Source organism: Variovorax sp. LARHSF232 (assembly GCF_052871435.1).
In genome coordinates this window covers 430,566-448,046 of record NZ_JBIXJS010000003.1, presented here as the reverse complement: position 1 = coordinate 448,046, position 17,481 = coordinate 430,566, and the positions used below count along the sequence as shown (strand labels likewise).

The 17,481-nt window shown below is 65.2% G+C and carries 16 protein-coding genes and 2 pseudogenes; 3 read left to right on the top strand and 15 right to left on the bottom strand.

What is annotated here, in order from left to right; genetic code table 11:
* Positions 1-41: 41 nt before the first annotated feature.
* The 5 genes and pseudogenes from ACIPRI_RS10905 to ACIPRI_RS10885 form a co-directional block, all read right to left on the bottom strand.
* Positions 42-1,031 (bottom strand): ABC transporter substrate-binding protein, encoded by a 990-nt coding sequence (locus tag ACIPRI_RS10905; protein WP_446621450.1) that lies wholly within the window; start codon positions 1,029-1,031, stop codon positions 42-44.
* 270 nt (positions 1,032-1,301) lie between these two features.
* The gene (locus ACIPRI_RS10900) at positions 1,302-2,546 is read right to left on the bottom strand and encodes an MFS transporter (protein ID WP_446621449.1); all 1,245 of its coding nucleotides are present in this window, start codon (positions 2,544-2,546) and stop codon (positions 1,302-1,304) included.
* A complete protein-coding gene (locus tag ACIPRI_RS10895) occupies positions 2,455-2,970 on the bottom strand; it encodes a serine hydrolase (RefSeq protein WP_446621448.1) in 516 nt (171 codons plus the stop codon). The genes ACIPRI_RS10900 and ACIPRI_RS10895 overlap by 92 nt, the downstream gene beginning before the upstream one ends.
* A 1-nt stretch (position 2,971) precedes the next feature.
* Positions 2,972-3,214 (bottom strand): annotated as a pseudogene (locus tag ACIPRI_RS10890) (serine hydrolase); the annotation flags it as partial.
* 427 nt (positions 3,215-3,641) lie between these two features.
* Positions 3,642-4,085, bottom strand: coding sequence for a winged helix-turn-helix transcriptional regulator (locus ACIPRI_RS10885; RefSeq protein ID WP_446621447.1), 444 nt, complete (start codon positions 4,083-4,085; stop codon positions 3,642-3,644).
* Positions 4,086-4,212: 127 nt separating this feature from the next.
* Between ACIPRI_RS10885 and ACIPRI_RS10880 the strand changes: the two are divergent.
* Positions 4,213-5,382, top strand: a pseudogene (locus ACIPRI_RS10880) (MFS transporter); the annotation flags it as partial.
* Between the two features lie 69 nt (positions 5,383-5,451).
* Here ACIPRI_RS10880 and ACIPRI_RS10875 read toward each other — a convergent pair.
* Positions 5,452-6,345: a LysR substrate-binding domain-containing protein gene (locus ACIPRI_RS10875; protein WP_446621703.1), complete on the bottom strand. Its 894-nt coding sequence runs from the start codon at positions 6,343-6,345 to the stop codon at positions 5,452-5,454.
* Between the two features lie 90 nt (positions 6,346-6,435).
* Between ACIPRI_RS10875 and ACIPRI_RS10870 the strand changes: the two genes are divergently transcribed.
* Positions 6,436-7,254, top strand: coding sequence for a hypothetical protein (locus ACIPRI_RS10870; RefSeq protein WP_446621446.1), 819 nt, complete (start codon positions 6,436-6,438; stop codon positions 7,252-7,254).
* Between the two features lie 22 nt (positions 7,255-7,276).
* Here ACIPRI_RS10870 and ACIPRI_RS10865 read toward each other — a convergent pair whose 3' ends face one another.
* The 7 genes from ACIPRI_RS10865 to ACIPRI_RS10835 all read right to left on the bottom strand — a co-directional run bounded on the left by ACIPRI_RS10865 (position 7,277) and on the right by ACIPRI_RS10835 (position 14,895).
* Positions 7,277-7,705, bottom strand: coding sequence for a hypothetical protein (locus tag ACIPRI_RS10865; protein ID WP_446621445.1), 429 nt, complete (start codon positions 7,703-7,705; stop codon positions 7,277-7,279).
* 151 nt (positions 7,706-7,856) lie between these two features.
* The gene (locus ACIPRI_RS10860) at positions 7,857-8,261 is read right to left on the bottom strand and encodes a VOC family protein (RefSeq protein ID WP_446621444.1); all 405 of its coding nucleotides are present in this window, start codon (positions 8,259-8,261) and stop codon (positions 7,857-7,859) included.
* 272 nt (positions 8,262-8,533) lie between these two features.
* Positions 8,534-10,648, bottom strand: a complete 2,115-nt coding sequence (locus ACIPRI_RS10855) for a LamG-like jellyroll fold domain-containing protein (protein WP_446621443.1) — start codon at positions 10,646-10,648, stop codon at positions 8,534-8,536.
* Positions 10,649-10,737: 89 nt separating this feature from the next.
* Positions 10,738-12,021 (bottom strand): hypothetical protein, encoded by a 1,284-nt coding sequence (locus tag ACIPRI_RS10850; RefSeq protein ID WP_446621442.1) that lies wholly within the window; start codon positions 12,019-12,021, stop codon positions 10,738-10,740.
* Between the two features lie 194 nt (positions 12,022-12,215).
* A complete protein-coding gene (locus ACIPRI_RS10845) occupies positions 12,216-12,899 on the bottom strand; it encodes a hypothetical protein (RefSeq protein ID WP_446621441.1) in 684 nt (227 codons plus the stop codon).
* Positions 12,900-13,085: 186 nt separating this feature from the next.
* Complete coding sequence (locus tag ACIPRI_RS10840; protein WP_446621440.1) at positions 13,086-13,973, bottom strand: RibD family protein; 888 nt, start codon at positions 13,971-13,973, stop codon at positions 13,086-13,088.
* Between the two features lie 46 nt (positions 13,974-14,019).
* On the bottom strand, positions 14,020-14,895 hold the full coding sequence (locus ACIPRI_RS10835) for a hypothetical protein (protein WP_446621439.1): 876 nt from the start codon (positions 14,893-14,895) through the stop codon (positions 14,020-14,022).
* A 157-nt stretch (positions 14,896-15,052) separates the two neighbouring features.
* Between ACIPRI_RS10835 and ACIPRI_RS10830 the strand changes: the two genes are divergently transcribed.
* Positions 15,053-15,598 carry an ORF6N domain-containing protein gene (locus ACIPRI_RS10830; RefSeq protein WP_446621438.1) on the top strand — a complete coding sequence of 182 codons (546 nt, stop codon included), beginning with the start codon at positions 15,053-15,055 and terminating at the stop codon, positions 15,596-15,598.
* 22 nt (positions 15,599-15,620) lie between these two features.
* On the opposite strand, the gene ACIPRI_RS10825 is transcribed toward ACIPRI_RS10830, so the two are convergent.
* Positions 15,621-16,361, bottom strand: coding sequence for a Crp/Fnr family transcriptional regulator (locus tag ACIPRI_RS10825; protein ID WP_446621437.1), 741 nt, complete (start codon positions 16,359-16,361; stop codon positions 15,621-15,623).
* Positions 16,358-17,458, bottom strand: coding sequence for an AI-2E family transporter YdiK (gene ydiK, locus ACIPRI_RS10820; protein WP_446621436.1), 1,101 nt, complete (start codon positions 17,456-17,458; stop codon positions 16,358-16,360). Before ydiK ends, ACIPRI_RS10825 begins: the two co-directional genes overlap by 4 nt.
* Positions 17,459-17,481 lie beyond the last annotated feature (23 nt).

Below are 17,481 nucleotides of genomic sequence, written 5' to 3'. Positions count from 1 at the left end.
CCCGCAATATGAGCTAGACCAAACCGATTGGCGACGTCCAATCATTCAATTACCTCGTCCACCCGCAGGCGTAGCGATTGCGGAATCGACAGCCCGAGCGCCTTCGCGGTCTTGATGTTGATAGCCAGTTTGAACGTTGTTGGTTGCTGCACGGGCAACGAGCCTGGATTCGCGCCCTTGAGGATCTGGTCGATGTATTCCGTGGCGAGATCGAGAAGTTGCCGCAGATCGGGGCCGTAAGCCATCAGTCCACCAGCGACAACAAATGCCCTGTGCAAATATGCGGATGGCAACGCATGCACCCGCGCGAGCTCGGCCAGCCGTTCGGAATCACGCGTAAACATCACATCTCCGAAGATGACGAGTCCTTCGGCGCGCTGTTGCGTCATTGCTGCAAACGCCGCATCGTATTGATCGGGCCCCGCGGCTTCCAACACCTGCAGCTGCACAATCTGCGGCCGTACCGCCTGGACGATGCGCAAATACTCGGCGTGTTCTGGCCTGGCGGGATTGGTCAGGACCGCGACCCGCGTAAGCCCAGGCACGGCATCGCGGAGTAGCTCGAGCGTTTTCGGGGCCAAGTCGCGCGCGACCGCGGTTACCCCGGTCACATTGCCGCCAGGCCGCCCCAGGCTGGCCACGAACCCGCTCTTAACGGGGTCCTCACCACTGAATGCCATGACGATCGGGATCGTCGTTGTAGCGTCGTGAGCAGCGCGAATGGCCACAGCCGCGCCCGCAACAATGAGATCAACCTTGAGGCCCACGAGCTCCGAGGCAAGCGCCGGCAGCCGATCTGCCTTCCCATCGGCGGACTTGTCCTCGATGACAATGTCTCGTCCGACAACGTAGCCGCGCCTACCGAGTCCCTCCACCACCACCTTGGCAAGCGTCGTGCCGTCGAACATGGTGAGGCTGAGAACGCCAATCTTGTATACCCGCCGTGCCTGCTGAGCCTCTGCGGCGAGTGGCACCGCAATCGACCAGATGCCAAGAACGAAGGCAAGCGCAAGCACAGTTTTCCGCAGCACAGTACCTCCTCGGGCGCTGCCCTTTGATAGAACGGCGATGCTACGCCGCTATCCCTTTGCTGCCTATCCTGCTCTCGCGAAGCACCGAGGCGTGAGCGCTCGACCGCTCGAGTGCGTCAATGAGCTGGGCCCGCGGCTGCGAGCGACTGCTTTCCGGCGGGCGGTCCGACCTTCCGCTCATGGCCGACTGTAGCCCGTCACCGCTGGGCGAGCTCAGGGCCCGAAGCGGCTAAGCAGTCGTGATGGGCGTGCGCACGCTGTCCAGACTGACTAAGCCACGGCTTCGGGCAAGCGCTGTAGCGAGCTCAGCTGTGACCGCATGATCAGCAGCGCTTGCAGCGCGAAGCCCCCCAGCGCTAGCCACAGGCAAGCAGCCTCGCCCCAGCGCCCGCCGATCACCCCGCCAAGCGCAGCGCCCATTGGCCGGGCGCCGGCATTCACCGTAAGGAACAAGGCACCCACGCGTCCGAGCATCGCGACGGGTGTAAGGCTCTGGCGCAGCGTCGTAGAGGTGATGGTCCATACGATCGGCCCGGCACCGAACAAAAAGAAGGATAGTCCAGCCACCCAGGCGCTCGGCATGACGAGCGTTGAGACCATCACTGCGGCCGCGAACATTGAAACCACCGGCCCTATTTGGATGGCGCGCCCGAAGGGCATAACTTGCACGATGCGCGGTGCCAGCAGCGCGCCAACCACCATGCCTGCGCCGAAGGCACCCAGCGTTACACCGACCACATCGGCGCCTAGGCCGAGCACCCGCATCGCATAAGGAACATAGGCTGCTTGCAAGACGAACCAGGCAATGTTCCAAACCGCGGCGGTCAGCAGTATGGACCGCAGCATCGAGTTGCGCCAGACGAAGAGTGCGCCGTCCTGCACTTCGCGCAAAGGATGGCGTGCGGCGCGTGACGCCAGCAGCGGTTCGCTAAGCCGCCACAGCAACGCGATTGCCGCGAGTGACATCACCGACGCCAGCACGAAAGTCGCTGACGCACCGGCCCATGACACCAGTGCCCCACCGAGCGCCGGCCCGCCGACATAGGCTGCACTGCGCGCTAGCTCAAGCCGTCCGTTGGCCTGCGCCAGCGCTGCGCGCGGCACCAGCGCGGGCACCAAGGCTGGTGCGGCGACGCTGAAAGCCACTGTTCCCACAGCGCCGACGAAGCCCAAAACTGCGAGGCAGCCTATCGACAGAAAGCCCGTTAGCACCGCGGCTAGCAACGCCAATAGCGATGCAGCGCGCAACATCTCGGCCGCCATCATGAGACGGCGCCGCGGCATGCGGTCGACCATCAAGCCCAGCGGCAGCGAGAGCAACAGGAAGGGGAGAGTCTGGACCGCGGCCAACAGGCCGATTTCGCCCGGCCCCGCGTCGAGCAAGAGCACCGCGATCATGGGCACGGCCGCAAGGCTCAACTGCTCAGCCAACTGGGCCACGAGGTTTGCGCCGGTAAGCACGGCGAATGAACGAGGAAGCTTGGAGGTCATAGCGGTGGCACAAGAAAGACTCATGGTCGGTTGTATTGCGCCGCCGCGCTGGCCGTTTGCGGACATGCAAAAAGACGGCCGCCGCGTCCATCAAACGAAGACCGCGGTTGCTGTTGGTAAGCAGGACGACCGCCGACTGGGTCGTTGGATTGCCCATTGCGAAGGCCCTGATGCCATCCATTTTTCCCCATTGGAAGAATGTGCCGTCAGTCGCTTCAACTCCCCACCCGAGGCCCCAACCGATGTCGCGCTCCGTCTTGGGGGGACTGTCCTTTAGGTGGGTGGCGTCCCCTCGGGGCACTCTCACTGTGGGTGTCAACCACTGGTGGCGTGTCGCCTCGCTCAACGACGCGCCGTTGAGAACAGCGACCATGAACTTTGCGTAGTCGCCAGCTGTCGTCTGAAGGGAATACGAAGCATGGCGGAAAGTAGGTCCGCAGCGGCTCATCGCCGCGAAGGTTTGGCAGACCCGAGGTGTGCGTCAATACATGACGGGCTGTGATGGGCGATGAGGCGAGCTGGGGAGGCACATCTTTCTGAACAGTTCTGGACAGAGGTTCGTCCAGGTCGAAAGTCCCGCCATCTGCGAGCTGAAGCGCAATGTATGCGGCGACGGGCTTGCTCAACGAGGCGACATCGAAGACCGTTGCCTCGGCGACCGGCCGCACAGAGTCAAGTTCTGCCACGCCCATCGGCGCGGCAGCCCCCTCGTCCGAAGCCATGCTTCTTGGATAAGCGATACAGGACATGCCTTGTCAGCTGGTGACCAGCCGGGACGAGGGGGTGGTCGAAGTCATCGGACACCTCTCGCGTCATCCCAAGCTTGGACATCACAGCACGAGAACGTGCGTTGCCTGGCACGGTCAACGCCACAATTTCGGGCAGGTCGACGGTTTCGAAAACCAAACTCCAGGGCCGCTCGAGCTGCCTCGGTGGCGAAGCCCTGTCCCCAGCACTGGCGCGTGACCTCGCCGTCGGCGTTCAGTTCCGCGAAAAGGGGCAGGTCCTCATCGCGCCAGGCCCTGAGGCGCAGCCGCCGTGTCTGCAGTTCTGGAATTGCGCGGGTCATCTGGCAATGGGGGGAAGAAGGGTATGTCCGGTTGCGGCCGACTGTAGCCCCTACTTCTCTACGACCACTACATCGCCGGAAGCCAGAGCGTGCCCCTCGGCACCAGAGACCACTAGGCGTGCGACCGGCTTGCCGCTTGCTCTTTCGACAAGCCGTGAATGACGCTCCCCGCGGCGAAAGAGGTTGCTTTCACCCCATTGCCTCAAGCCAACGATGACAGGGAAGAGCGTCTGCCCTTTGGGCGTCAGGACGTATTGCTGGTACGCGGTGCCGTCAGAGGCCGGCTGAGCCTCCAGCACCCCTTCCTCCACGAGCGCCTTGAGCCTGCTAGCGAGGATGTTGCGAGCTACGCCCAGGCTCGCTTGAAAGTCGCCAAACCGACTAACCCCGTCAAAAGCATCTCGCACTATCAGCAGCGACCAACGGTCGCCGATGACGTCCAGCGCTCGCGCCACGGGACATCTCGCAGTGTTCATTCGCTTTCGTTCAGCCATCGACATCTCCGGGCAGCGACACTGCCGCCACTAGTTGCATTTTAAAACCAATGAGCTATGCTCTGGCTGGTTTTAATTTGCAACTGGTATTGCCATGCCCTTAGATACATCGAGCAGCTCCCGGACCATGCCGCGGAAGCTGGTCGCGCTCTTTGCCTGCACGAGCGGCGTCAGCGTCGCAAACGTGTACTTCGCACAGCCCTTGCTCGATAGTTTGGCGGTGGACTTCGGCGTCGCACCGGCCGCCATCGGAGGTGTCGTGACGGCCACTCAGGCTGGGTCGGTGCTGGCCTTGCTGTTGCTCGTTCCTTTGGGCGACCAGTACGACCGCCGGCGACTCACCCGACTTCAGCTGGTGGGCCTTGTCCTTGCCCTTGGCAGCGTAGCCATGGCCCGAAGCACCATCGCCCTGATGGCAGGCATGTTGGCGGTCGGCCTTCTCGGCACCGCCATGACGCAAGGGATGATTGCCTATGCGGCGAGCACCGCCGCTCCTCATGAACGCGGGCGCGTTGTCGGGGCCGCGCAGGCGGGAGTGGTCGTCGGACTCCTGCTCGCAAGAGTCTGGTCGGGCATTGTTGCGGACCTGGTCGGCTGGCGCGGTGTGTACGTCGGTTCCGCGGCGGTCATGGCTGCGCTTGGGGCGCTCATCTGGCGGAAGTTGCCCGCACAGCCGGCCACAGCCTCGTGTCTCCCATACATCAAACTCGTCCGATCGACGTTAGGCCTCTTGCTGACGGACCGGGTGCTTAGAACACGTGGCGCCCTGGCCTTACTGATGTTCGCTGTCTTCAGCATCTTCTGGAGCGCTCTCGCGTTGCCTCTCACGGCGCCACCACTGTCGCTGTCACATTCAGCTGTCGGTGCGTTCGGTTTGCTTGGCGCTGTCGGTGCGTTGTTTGCGGGGCGAGCAGGACGGTGGGCCGACCGGGGTTGGGGCCAGCACACCAGCGCGGCTGCGCTCGTGCTGCTGCTGCTGGCATGGATACCTCTCAGTTTCACGGAGTCCTCCCTGTGGTGGCTGGCTGCTGGAATCTTGCTGCTCGACGTGGGCAGTCAAGCCTTGCATGTCACCAACCAGGCGATGATTCTCCGAGGGCCGGCCGAATCGCATGGGCGCCTCATTGGCTGCTACATGTTGTTCTACGCTGTGGGCAGCGGGGCGGGGGCGATTGCATCGACCGCCGTGTACGCGCACGCCGGCTGGTCTGGGTTGTGCATTCTGGGCGCCTCCGTGAGCGGAGTTGCGCTGGTCATCTGGACCGCAACTCGGGCGCTCCCTCGTTCCAGTGCGGCATGCCAAGTGTCGCAAGTGATGCTGGAGGAACCTCGGACCTGGACAGAAGGCCCATGGTCCCCTTGTCGGCTAGTGCGAAGCGTCAGTGATGCCTGCCACGACGGTCAGCATGTCGCGCATTGCTTGCCGGTCCTTGAGCGTAGCCAGCCCGATACCGACAGCCAGTTCTTCGCCCTCGACCAGCGACCGGTAGACAACGCCCGCCCGTCTCAATCCCGTGAACGATTTGGGCAACAGGGCCATGCCACGTCCACTGGCCACGTCACCCAGCAGAACGTGGTGGTCGGCCGGTTCCCTCAGCTTTGACGGGGCGAAGCCATAGCGCGCGAAGATCTTCTGGCAGTGGTCGTAAAACGCGGGCTGCCTCGCGCGCTCGAACCAGAAAACCGATTCACGCGCCAGGTCCGCGAGGCGTACCGCCTTGCGCTTCGCCAGCGGATGGCAGGACTGCATCGCGACCACCATCGGCAGGCTGTCGAGTTCCAAGACATCCAACCCAGGTGCATCTGTAGGCAGTGCGACGAACGCCGCATCCAATTTGCCGGCGCGAAGCTGGCGTACCAGCCTCGGCGAGGTATCGGAAAATGTTGTCACGGCCGTTCCTGGATGAGTTGCTTGCACTCGTTGTGCCAGCCCACGGAACCAGGTCGGCTCCACTGCGCTGGTCAGCCCAAGCCGAAGCGTGGCCGGCAATCCCTGGGTCGCGAGCTCCGCTTCGGCCTCGCGAAGCAACTTCTCGATGCTGCGCGCATAGGGCAGCAGTCTGTGCCCAGCGTCGGTGAGGTTCACGCCTTTTGTGTTGCGGTCGAACAGCCGTGTTCCCAACCGCTCCTCCAGCTCGCGAATCGCCCGGCTTAGCGGCGGCTGAGATAGGTGCAGTGTGTCCGCCGCCTGGCGAAAGCTCAGCGTATCCGCGACGGCAAGAAAGAACGCGAGTGAGCGTGAATCCAGGCGGCTTGACATACCAAAAAAGGTATCACGAACTTGGTCATTCCTCATGCCGGAGGTCATTTCATTTCTACAGTGACCTGCGTCAACCTTTAGGAGGACTTCATGCCCCTTTCTCGCCATGTTGCAGCAGCCGGCCTCGCCGCGCTCGCCGCGCTGTCTGCTGTCGCCGATCAGCCAGTGAAACCATGGAGCGTTGAATCCGTACCAGGTACGTTTTCAGCGCCGACCGGCCTCGCGTATGACGTCCGCGGCGGCCTGTACGTCACCGAATGGTCGGCCCATCGGGTGACCCATATCGACCAAGCTGGCGCGAGAAAGCTCGTCACCGACCTGGTCCGTTCGCCCTCGGGCATCGCAGTGGGTGGCGACGGCGTCGTCTACGTGTCGTCCTACTCGGATGGAGTGGTTCATCGCTTGCGCCCCGGCGGCAAACCCCAGGTGTTTGTACGCGGCTTGCGCACGCCAGCAGGTCTCTCCATCGGCCGGGATGGCAACCTGCTCATTGCCGACCGGGGCCTCAATCAGGTCTTGCGGGCAGACGCATCTGGCGCGACGCGCGTATTGGCGGATGGGCTTCCGACACCCGTCGGTGCAGTCGAGCTCGCCGATGGGACGCTGGTCGTCTCGAACTTTGCCGGCGGCGTTGTCGAAGTTCGGCCCGACGGTACGCAAAGTGAGCTGACTAGAAAACTCGGTGCACCAGCGGTCGGCATCGTGGCGGATGGGGCCGATGCGGTACTGGTGTCCGACTACGCAGGCACTTCGGTATGGCGTGTGACCAGAAGCGGCTCAGCCACGGCAGTGATTCAAGACCTCCGAAGCCCCGTAGCCGTGGCTCGGTCCGCCGACGGCTCGGAAGTCGCAGTGGGCAACTGGGGCGACGGCACTGTGCGGCGGTATAGAAAAGCAAATGCGCAATGAGCGCCAAACGTGAACGCGAGCCTTACCCGGCGCTTGCTACGCCGTCCAGGCCAAGCCGTTCGAGGACCAACTTGTTGTATCGAGCCCAGTCTCGCCCCGAGTTCTCGATGACCATCTTGTCCATCGACAGTCGGGCGAATAGCGCGTCCGTCATGAGTCGGTAGTCTTGGTACAGCTTGATGAGGCCTTCGAGACCCATCAAGTTCCGGCGCACCGCGTACGGCCCCTTCAACTTCCAGTCGACCTGATACTTCACCCAGGCCTCCCCCCGCTCTGTGCAAACGGTGTGCACGGCGCGCTCCACGCTCTCCTGCCGCAGGTAGACGACAAGCGGATGCAATGGCCTGATGAGCCTGGCCACGCTCTCGCAGTACGCCGCGATTTCATCGAAGCTCGCCTCCATCAGGAAGAGATTGGTAAGGTCGCCGTGAAAGAGCTGACCGTCTAGCACGGGCACAGCAGGGCCAAGGCGAACCTCTTCAGCAAAAGAGCGCCACCTTGAAATTGCTCGACTCGCCAGCTCTTCAGCCGTGGATTCGCGCCAGGGTATGCGGATCTTGTATCCGATTCAGGCAGCGGTCCTCAGTGTCCGCTCCTGGCCCTCACGCACCGTCGGTCGTCGCGGCGTGACAGGCAACGCAGAGCTTGTTCCCATCCGGGTCGCGAAAGTACGCCCCGTAGTAATTGTCGTGGTACTGCGGGCGCAGCCCTGGTGGCCCCTCAGAGGTGCCGCCGTTCTCCAGGGCAGTCTGGTACGCTGCTCGGACGACCGCCCTGGAGGGCGCTGCGAAGGCAACCATTTGCCCATTTCCGGGGCTGTGAGGCTGTCCGTCATACGGCTTGCAGATGACAAAGAAGGGGCGCGCCCCACCTGCGCTTTGCCAGCCAGCCCATGGCCTGTCTCGCTCGCAGAAGCGCAGCTCGACACCCAGGCTGTCCATCACAGCGCCGTAGAAGTGAAGGGCGCGCTCGAAATCGCTGACGCTGACGAAGACATGGGAAAACACGTTGGCTCCTCAGGCAATTTGCAGGGCACCCTCGACCGTCCGCTGATGGCCCGGATTCTGCCTGTGCACCGGCTTCCAAGTAGTCGACCTTCTAGGCCGCGCGGCGCACTGCATTGTCTTCAAGGGGCCTAGACGAGCCTCCGCAACCAGCAACCAGGAGAACCAAAAAGAGAAGTGCTCGTTCAAGCATGAAATGGCTCCTTGCAGATTGCTGATACGACTGCTGCCTGCGATTTGCTCATCCATGGTTTCCGATTCAACGTTGCAGCCCGCTAGACCAACGCGGCGATCTCGGCCGCGCTCAAGGCGCCGTGATAGAGCCGCAAGTCGTCCACGCGCCCCGGCAGCGTCGGATCCGCGGTGAACTGGGAGCGCCCGAGCCAGTTCTGCGTGGTCTCGCCGAGATCGAAGGGCGCCAGCGTCATCTGCGTGTTGGTGCCGACCGCGAGGCCATCGACGTACAGCGTCCCGAGGCTGCCCGACAAGCTCACCGCGACATGCACCCAGCGGCCGGTCGGCAGTGCTGCGCCGCCGTCGATCGCCTGCTCGTTGTAGCCGTGGACCGTGGAGATCGCGTAACGGACCGTGCCCGCATTGCTGCGCGGCGTCAGCATCATGTAGCGGCGCGGTCCGGATCCGAAGTCGAAGACGCGCGACCAGGTGGCCGCGCTGTCCAGGTACACCCGCATTGCGATCGTGAAGTCGGCGAGATCCTTCACCAGGCCCGCCGCGAGCGTGGCGTGGCCGTTCGCGCCGTCGTCGGTCTTCTTCTGCAGCAGCAGTTCGGATCTGATCGCCGCCCTCGCTTCGGCCGATGGTGCGCTCTCCCCTGCCGCATTCACCGCAACGATCGCGTAGTGGTACACGGCGCCGGCGACGACGGTGCTGTCCGTGAAAGTCAGCGTGTCGGTGATGCCGGCGGCGACGGTCGCATAGGGCCCGCCCGCGCTGTCCGCGCGCTTGACCGTGTAGCTCAGCGCGTCGGTGCAGCCCCACCACGACAGCAGCACCTGTGCGCCGCGCACCCGCGCCGTGAGCCCGCTCGGGCGGCCGCGCGCCGCCATGGGGTCGCGCGTGAAGGTCAGGGTTCCGAAACCGAGCTGATCGCCGTTGCCGCCATCGGGCTCGGGGCGCATCTGGACCGCCTGCATCGCCGCATAGGGCGTCGCGATGCCGAGGCGATTGGCATAGTGGTTGTGCACGCTTTCCCAGACACCGCGCAGATGGCCCTGGCCGGCATTCGACAGCACGGACTGGGTGCCTTGCCTGTTGACGTTGGTGAAGAAGGGCACGGTGTAGAAGGCGCTGGTCGCATCGCGCAGATTGGACTTCGCCACGTACTCGGCGCCGGCGAGAAAGCGGTTGTTCTCGTAGCCGTAGATGTCGTCGCCCTGGTTCCACGCCATCTCGCAGAACACCCCCGCGAGGCCGATGCCGAGGGTGCAGTGGCCCTGGTCGCGGCCGCTCTCCTGCCACTGGCCGAGATAGCCTGGGTGCACGTGGTAGACCGCCTGCAGGCCCGCGCCGTTGCCGGCGCCGTCCTTGTAGTAGCCGAGCGCCTCGTCGTAGATGTCCTGCCGGTCGCACAGCACGCCGATGGCCAGCATCGACGCCAGCGTGCACTGGTCCCAGTTGGCCCAGTAGTTGGTGATCTGGGCGCCGTTGTGGTTGACGAGGAAGCTGTGGTTGAGCGGATAGAACACCGTGAGCATCATGTTCTGGAAGCGCGCCAGATCGCTCGCCGCCCAGCCCGCGTACGAACGCATGATCTCGGCCGCGTTTGCGAACTGGTAGCCATAGATGCCTGCGGCCAGGAAGCGGTCCGCGTTGCCCTGGATCGCGGTCAGGGTGGAGGACCACGCGTTCAGGAACACCACCGCGAGATCGGCATAGCGCGCATCGCCGGAGACCTTCCAGCGCAACGCCAATTGATAGGCGCGCGCGATGTCGATGTACATCTGGGCGAAGTTCGAGTCTGTGCCGCCGCGGATCACGATGTCCAGCGGACGCGGGCTGGCGCCGAGCTGGGAGCGGCCGCTGGAGATCAACGCGTTCCAGCCGGTCAGCCAGGGCTGAGCGCCGGCCGCGACCTTCAGGCGCATGCGCTCGAAATCGGCCTCGGTGTGCAGCAGGCCCGGATGCGTGAACTTGCGCGCCTGCGCCGTCGAGGTCGAGGGCTCGAACGTCGTGGACGCCGGGGTTTCGGTGGCCGCGGCCGCCGAAGTCGCCGCATCCTGCTGCGCGCTGCCGAGCGCGCCTGCGCTACTGGGTCCACTGCCTCCGCCACCGCCGCAGGCCGCGGTTCCGAGGGCTGCGAAGCTCACCGCGCCCACGCAAAAGAGGCGGCGATCCAATGAAATGTTGTTGTCGTTTTCTGATGGGTTCACTGTCGAGACTGGCGTAGTTCTGTTGAAGGAAAAAATCAGCAATATGCATGCCTGCGTTCATGGCGCGACACCCGCACGGGGCCGGTGCGCTACTTCAAGGTGGCACCCCCTCGTGCGAGGTACTGACTCGACAGGCGAGAGAATTGCCCGCCATCGGTGTTGATCGTGGTTTGATGGGCCCCGCCGGCGCCGAAGACGATCGCGAACGTGTGGGTGTCGCCATACTCCTGGGTGTTGCGCAGCATGTAGTCGACACGGTTGTCGCGGTAGTGCAGGTCGGTCCCGCCGGGCGTGGCGGACGGCACGCCCATCGGCGTCTGCCACCACAGGATCGGCAACCCATTGCCCAGGGCAGCACGATAGTCCGCAATCTGGCGCTGCGACTCATGGAAATTCGGGCTGGCGATGTTGCTTTCGTCCCAATAGAACGGACCGCTTCGCCCCGTGCATTCCGCGGGAGGCGACGGGACTTCCCTGCAGCCCGCATCGCGGTCGCTCGTCTGGGCGACGATGAAGTCCGCCTGATGCGCCCCGACCGCCCGCATCTGGGCGCCGACCGCCGCAGGGGTGCCGCTCCAGAAGGCGGGCGGGAATCCGACGAGCGCCTTGGGCGCGATCTGCCTGCCCATCTGCACCAGGCATTGGCCGAGGCCACCGGCGGTGTTCGGCAACCCGCCACATTCGGGCTGGCTGTTCACGACGGCGGTCATTCGCGTCGCATCGCGATCCGGCGCTTGCGCTGCAACGAATCCCCAGAAGTCCGGCTCCAGATTGACGAGGACGGGGGCACCGAGGGCTGCAATGCGCTGGTACATCAGCCGGACCTGCGCCCAGTAGTTGTTCATGAAGATCGCGTCGTTGAGGCCGCTCAGATTGCCCTCGCCGTTCGCCGTCATCTGGTACAGCGTGAACATCGGAATCGCGCCGTAAGCCTGAATGGCCTGCGCGGTGTACGTGATGTACGCGCCGTCGGGACTGTTCCAGCTGGGCCAGGCACCTGCACCAACGCCCACGAGATAGGCGTCCACGATGTCGGGATGAATGTCCTGGCTTTTCATTTGCGCGAGGCTATTGCCCGTGCCGAGCCCGATCAGCACCCGAGCCGGCTTGCCGAGCCTGGTCACCAATGCGGTGGTCGCCGCGACGGGCGTGGCGTCTCCACCTGGGCCACCTGTACCGCCGCCACTTTGGCTATCGCCACCCTGACTGACGCCAGCATCGCCTTGACTACCACTGTTGCCCGCCAGGCCATCACCTTGGGTACCGCCGCCTCCGCCGCCGCAGCCGAACAGGAGCACCGAAAGCATTAGTGCAGAAACGCATCGTCGGAAAAAAATGATCATGAAAAACGCTTGAGATTGAAAGAACGGCATGTCGTCGCCGGCCCGAGCAGGTCACGCTCGCCGGCCGTGGCACAAAGTGCACGATCCATGCCCCGCTTCCCTACCAAGGAAAAGCAGGCGAATTGATTCAGAAAAGTGACACGGCGCGTCGCTTCGGATTCGACGTGCGACAGTTGTGGTCAGCTCTTAGGTGGAGGCCGACAAAAAGGAAATGCCCTCGTCCCTCAGGCGCCCGGAACGCACACCATCGCGATGCTGACCCAGACGCCCAGACTGAAGTAGGGCGTCAACCAGAGCGCATCGGCCTTCCATGCCGCCCAGCTGCCGTCTTGCACTCGGCGGTGCCAAGCGTCGCGCGCGCCCTGGTTCAGGCGCATGTAGCCCTGCCCACGAGCGCGGCCATGCTGGTAACGGCGCCAGTACATCGGCACGTCCACGCCCAGGACATAGGCAACGAAGGACACCGAGCCCAGGATCCCGAAGACGGCCAACGCGTTGACCCAGCCGCTGCTGGCCAGCGCGATGGCGCCCAGCAAGGCCGCCATCCAGGAGAAGCCAGCAGCCCAGAGCAAGGACTCGACGGCCTGGGTGATGTGGTTCAGCGTCAATACGCTGTGCCAGCAGAAACCTTGGGCCACCACCATGAACATCGGGACTGCCCACGCAGCCATTTGTACCCACGGTACGCCTGCATGCACGCCCAGCTGATGGACCAGCAGCCCCAGTTGCAGCGCAAAGCAGACCTCAGCGACCGTGGCTGCCGCGCGGCCCAAGAAGATGCTGGACAGGCGCGTGTCCACGACAACCAGCCGCTCGAGGTCCACCCGGGGAAGCATCGAGCGGTAGGCACACACCAGCACGTAGACGCCCGACAACGCCAGCTGCAGCCCTGCGTGGACACCGCTCACGGGCGCCAAGTGAAGTACGGCCAACCACAGGAAAATATTCAGCACGGCAAGCGCGCGAAGAATCCGCCACCACGTCAGCACGCTCGCGTCCGCTTGGACGAGTCCAGTCGAAGCATTGTGACGAAATGATGACATGCGACGACGAGCGTAACCGTGAGCCGATCGCAGAGGCAAGCCCCTTCGCAGTCATGCGTGCGACCCACGCAAGTCCAAGTCCCACAGCATGTCGCCCCCCAGCCGGAACACACGCCCCGCCGGACGCGGGCAGTCGCGCATGAAGGCGCTGGGCGGCAGCGAAAGGCCCGGGCGGCCATCGCCGATGATCACGGGCGCGATGCTCAGGTGCAGCCGGTCCAGGCAGCCTTGCGCCAGAAAGCGCGACACGGTGACGCCACCGCCTTCCACAAAAAGCACGTGCAAGCCCCGTTGCGCCAGCGCGTCCAGCAAGGGACGCAGCTGCATCGCGCCGCTGGCGCTGTCCAGCAGGCCCGGCACGCCCAGCACCTGGTCGCCGCCCAGCCGCTTGGCGGCTTCGTCGGCCCGCTGTGCGTCGCACACCAGCAAGGTCGGGGCCTGGCCGTCGCCGAAGGCGCGCAGCGTGTCCGGCAGGCCGAGTGCCGGATCGATCAGCACGCGAACGGGATGCTCGCCCGGCACGCGGCGCGTGGTGAGCTGCGGGTTGTCGATGGCGGCCGTGCCTGCACCGATGATGACGGCATCGCAGAGCGCGCGCAGTCGATGCAGGTGCGTGAGCACCTCCTCGCCGTTGACGTAGTTGGCATCGCCGCCGCGCGTGGCGATGCAGCCATTGAGGCTCTGGCCCAGTTGGCCGATGACCCAGGGCTTGCCACCCGAACGCCGGTCCAGCACCGGCTTGAGCAGCGCGAAGCGCTCAACGGCCGCATCGTCCCAGCCGGCACCCAGCACCCAACCCTGCGGCTCCTCTTGCCAGCGCAGGCCGCCCATGCCCTGCAAGTCCGAAAACGCGGCGCCTGCGCGGCGCTCGCGCACCAGCGCCAGGCACAGGGACCACAGGGCATCCACACCCAGCGCGGGGCTCGTGTTGAAACTCATGATGCGGGGGTTCGCCTTTCGCTGCTGAAGGTCATTCTTCATTCACTCACCACTTGGGCGTGTAGTAGGGATCGTCCGCCGGCGTCGCGGCGCCACCGCTGCTTCGCACCGGGCCGCTCCAGTGGGCCAGCGCCAGCGCGGCCGCCACCCACAGCGCGGCGACCGCGGCCACCAGCAGCGACTCGGCCCAGGCGCGGCCCTCGCCGCGGTGCAGGCGCCGCCGCAGCACGCGCACCAGCGCGCAGGAACAGAAGGCCGCGGCCAGCAGCAGCACCGCGCCCGGCCGGACGGTGGTCAGCAGCGCGGTGCCCTGCGCCAGCACCAGCCAGGCCACGACCGCCGCCAGCAGCCCGCTGGCGCCGAAAGAAATGCGCGGCACCGGCCACAGCCACAGCGCTGCACCGGCCACCGCGGCGGCCAAGGCCAGGCTCATCTCGAACAGCAGGGCCGAGCCGGACATCATCGACAAAAGGGCCAGGCCCACGCCGGCCACCACCAGCATGGCGGCGACATCGGCGCGCGAATGCACCTCGTACAAGGCAGCGCCAATCACCGCCATGCCCACCAGCCAGCTGCCGATGCGTGGCAGCAGCGGCTGCTGGCCGAGCACGACGAGCACCAGCGCCCACAGGATGCCGGCCGCGAGCCAGAGCGCGCGCCGGTCGGCCCGCGTGGCCTCGAACGCCAGCCCCACCAGCGCCGCTGCCGCATAGACCCAGGGCAGCTTCTCGGTGAAGCTGCCTGGCGGCAGCCGCCAGCCCAGGGCCCAGCTCGATGCCACCAGCAAGGCCAGCGGAACCCCCGCCGCCGCCCAACGCGCGCCCGCGCCCGGCCCCAGCATGGCCCGCAGCACGCCGGTGGCCACGAAAGACAGCACCAGCGGAAGCGCCAAGCTCTGGAAGAGCGGATGGTGAAAGTCCATCGCTCCCCTTATGCCGGGGCGCCGGAGCTTCGTCAATCAGCGCAGGCAGACATGCGGTCCGACATACTGGATGCCCGACTCATTGAAGAGGGATGCAAAGATGTCAACGACGCCTCCGGCAAACACATTGGCGCCTCGAATCGAGGGACGAATACAGATGATTCGAGGCCTCAAGGTCATCGTCGACGCAGACCTGGCGGCCCTTTACGGCGTGCCGACCAAGGCACTCAACCAGGCCGTCAAGCGCAATGGCGCGCGCTTTCCCCACGACTTCATGTTCCAGCTCAGCGCGGCAGAGAAGACCGAGCTGGTCACGAACTGTGACCACCTTGCCAAGCTGAAGTTCTCCAGCTCACTGCCCTATGCCTTTACCGAGCACGGGGCCATCCAGGCGGCCAACGTGCTGGCTTCCAGCGAGGCGATCGAGATGGGGATTCACGTCGTGCGCGCATTCGTGCAGTTGCGCCAAGCCAGCGCACTGCATGCCGATCTCTCCCGGCGACTGACTGAACTCGAAGAGAAAGCAGAAGGATTGGAACTTGCTCACGACACCTTCAGTCGCAACACCGGCAATCAACTGCGCCAGCTCTTCGAAGCGATTCGCGTCCTGACCATTGCGCCGGACCCGCCCAAGCGCCCCATCGGCTTTGTGACGCCGCAAGACAAGAAGGCACCGAAAGCAGGCCGCCGCCAAACGCCATGACCCGCCCGCTCGGGCGGCGTGCCTACTCGTCCCCGTCCGAGATGCGCCGCAGCACCGCGCGGTCGATGACGACCAGGCCCTCGGGCTCGACGCGGATGGCGCCGTCGCGCTCCATGGCCTTCAGCTCCTGGTTCACGCGCTGGCGCGAGGCGCCCAGGAGCTGGGCTATTTCCTCCTGCGCCAGCTGCAGGCCGATGCGCACGTGGTTGGCGTCCGACAGGCTGGGCACGCCGTAGCTGCGCACGTGGTGGATGAGCTGGCGCGCCAGCCGCGCGCGCAGCGGCAGGGCGTTGAGGTCTTCCACCAGGCCGAACAGCGCGCGGATGCGGCGCGATTGCAGGCGCAGCAGGGCCTGGTAGAGCTCCACATGCAGCGACAGGATCTTCTCGAAATCGGCACGCGCCACGCACAGCACGGTGGTGTCGCCATGCGCGTAGATGTCGTGCGTGTTGCGATCGCCGTCGAACAGGCCGACGTCGCCGAACCAGGCGCCCGGCTCCAGATAAGTAAGCGCCACCAGCTTGCCCGAGACCGAGGTCGAACTCATGCGCACTGCGCCCTTGGCGCAGGCGCGCCAGTGCTCGCAAGGGTCGCCGCGGGCCGCGATCAGCTCGCCGTCCGCGTAGCGCCGCACATAGGCCAGCCTGAAGATGTCGTGGCGCAGCGAAGGCGAGAGCGACGAGAACCAGCGCCCGTTGCTGATGGCCTTGCGCTCCTCGTTGCTGAGGATCGGCTCGTCGTCGTGCTCGTCGTCGGAAATCATTGCTTGGCCTGCGCGGCAGCAGCGGCAGCGTCGGCTGCCGGATCGGGCGCGTCCGCATCCTGCAGCCAGGCATCGATCAGCGTGTAGGACACGGCCAGCATCACCGGCCCGACGAAGATGCCGACCAGGCCGAAGCCCAGCAGGCCGCCGATGACGCCGGCGAAGATCAGCAGCAGCGGCAGGTCGGCCCCGCGCTTGATGAGCCAGGGGCGCAGGAAGTTGTCCATGGTGCCCACCACCAGCGTCCAGATGGCCAGGAAGATGCCCCAGCCGGTGTCGCCTTGCCAGAACACCCAGATGGTGGCCGGCAGCAGCACCAGCGTGGGCCCGACCTGGATGATGCACAGCATGAACATGACGGCGGTGAGCAGCGCCGCCAGCGGCACGCCGGCAATGGCCAGGCCGATGCCCCCGATCACCGACTGGATGATGGCGGTGACGCCCACCCCCAGCGCCACGCCGCGAATGGCCTTGCCGGCCAGCACCACCGCCTCTTCGCCGCGCAGGCCGCCGATGCGCCGGCCGAAGCGCCGCACCTCGTTGGCGGCGCCTTCGCCGTTGGCATACATCACGCCGGCGATCGCCACCGTCAGCACGAACTGCACGGTGAGGGTTCCCACCACGCCCGCCTGCGACACCAGCCAGGTGGTGACCTGGCGCACGTAGGGCGTCACCTTGTCCTCCAGCCCGGCCACGCCCGAGGCCACCAGCTCGTCCCAGAACGTGACCACCTTGGGGCCGACGAAGGGCAGATTGCCGACCCAGGCCGGCAGCTGCGGCGGCCCATCGGTGATCAGGCCCTTGGCCCAGGCCACCATCGTGTCCGCATGCTCAGCGATGGTGGTGATGGCCAGGGTGAGCGGCAGCACGAACAAAAGCAGCAGGATCACCACCATCACCAGCACCGCGAGCCAGCGGCGTCCCCACAGCCTGGCCTCGAACCACAGAAAGGCCGGCCAGCTGGCCACCACCACCATCGCCGCCCAGATCGTGGCGCCCAGAAAGGGGCGCAGCACCCACAGAGAGGAAGCGATCAGCAGCACGATGCTGAGTACGCCGAAGGTGATCTTGGCCAGGTCGGGGCGGTGTTCGTTCATGGAGGCAGGCTTTTTTTGGAGCA

Bases quoted from the DNA above. Each gene is read 5' to 3' on its own strand.
- ACIPRI_RS10900 (WP_446621449.1), bottom strand. From the start codon at position 2,546: ATGAGTCTTTCTTGTGCCACCGCTATGACCTCCAAGCTTCCTCGTTCA.
- ACIPRI_RS10895 (WP_446621448.1), bottom strand. From the start codon at position 2,970: ATGAGCCGCTGCGGACCTACTTTCCGCCATGCTTCGTATTCCCTTCAG.
- ACIPRI_RS10885 (WP_446621447.1), bottom strand. From the start codon at position 4,085: ATGGCTGAACGAAAGCGAATGAACACTGCGAGATGTCCCGTGGCGCGA.
- ACIPRI_RS10875 (WP_446621703.1), bottom strand. From the start codon at position 6,345: ATGTCAAGCCGCCTGGATTCACGCTCACTCGCGTTCTTTCTTGCCGTC.
- ACIPRI_RS10870 (WP_446621446.1), top strand. From the start codon at position 6,436: ATGCCCCTTTCTCGCCATGTTGCAGCAGCCGGCCTCGCCGCGCTCGCC.
- ACIPRI_RS10850 (WP_446621442.1), bottom strand. From the start codon at position 12,021: ATGCCGTTCTTTCAATCTCAAGCGTTTTTCATGATCATTTTTTTCCGA.
- ACIPRI_RS10840 (WP_446621440.1), bottom strand. From the start codon at position 13,973: ATGAGTTTCAACACGAGCCCCGCGCTGGGTGTGGATGCCCTGTGGTCC.
- ACIPRI_RS10835 (WP_446621439.1), bottom strand. From the start codon at position 14,895: ATGGACTTTCACCATCCGCTCTTCCAGAGCTTGGCGCTTCCGCTGGTG.
- ACIPRI_RS10830 (WP_446621438.1), top strand. From the start codon at position 15,053: ATGATTCGAGGCCTCAAGGTCATCGTCGACGCAGACCTGGCGGCCCTT.
- ACIPRI_RS10825 (WP_446621437.1), bottom strand. From the start codon at position 16,361: ATGATTTCCGACGACGAGCACGACGACGAGCCGATCCTCAGCAACGAG.
- ydiK (WP_446621436.1), bottom strand. From the start codon at position 17,458: ATGAACGAACACCGCCCCGACCTGGCCAAGATCACCTTCGGCGTACTC.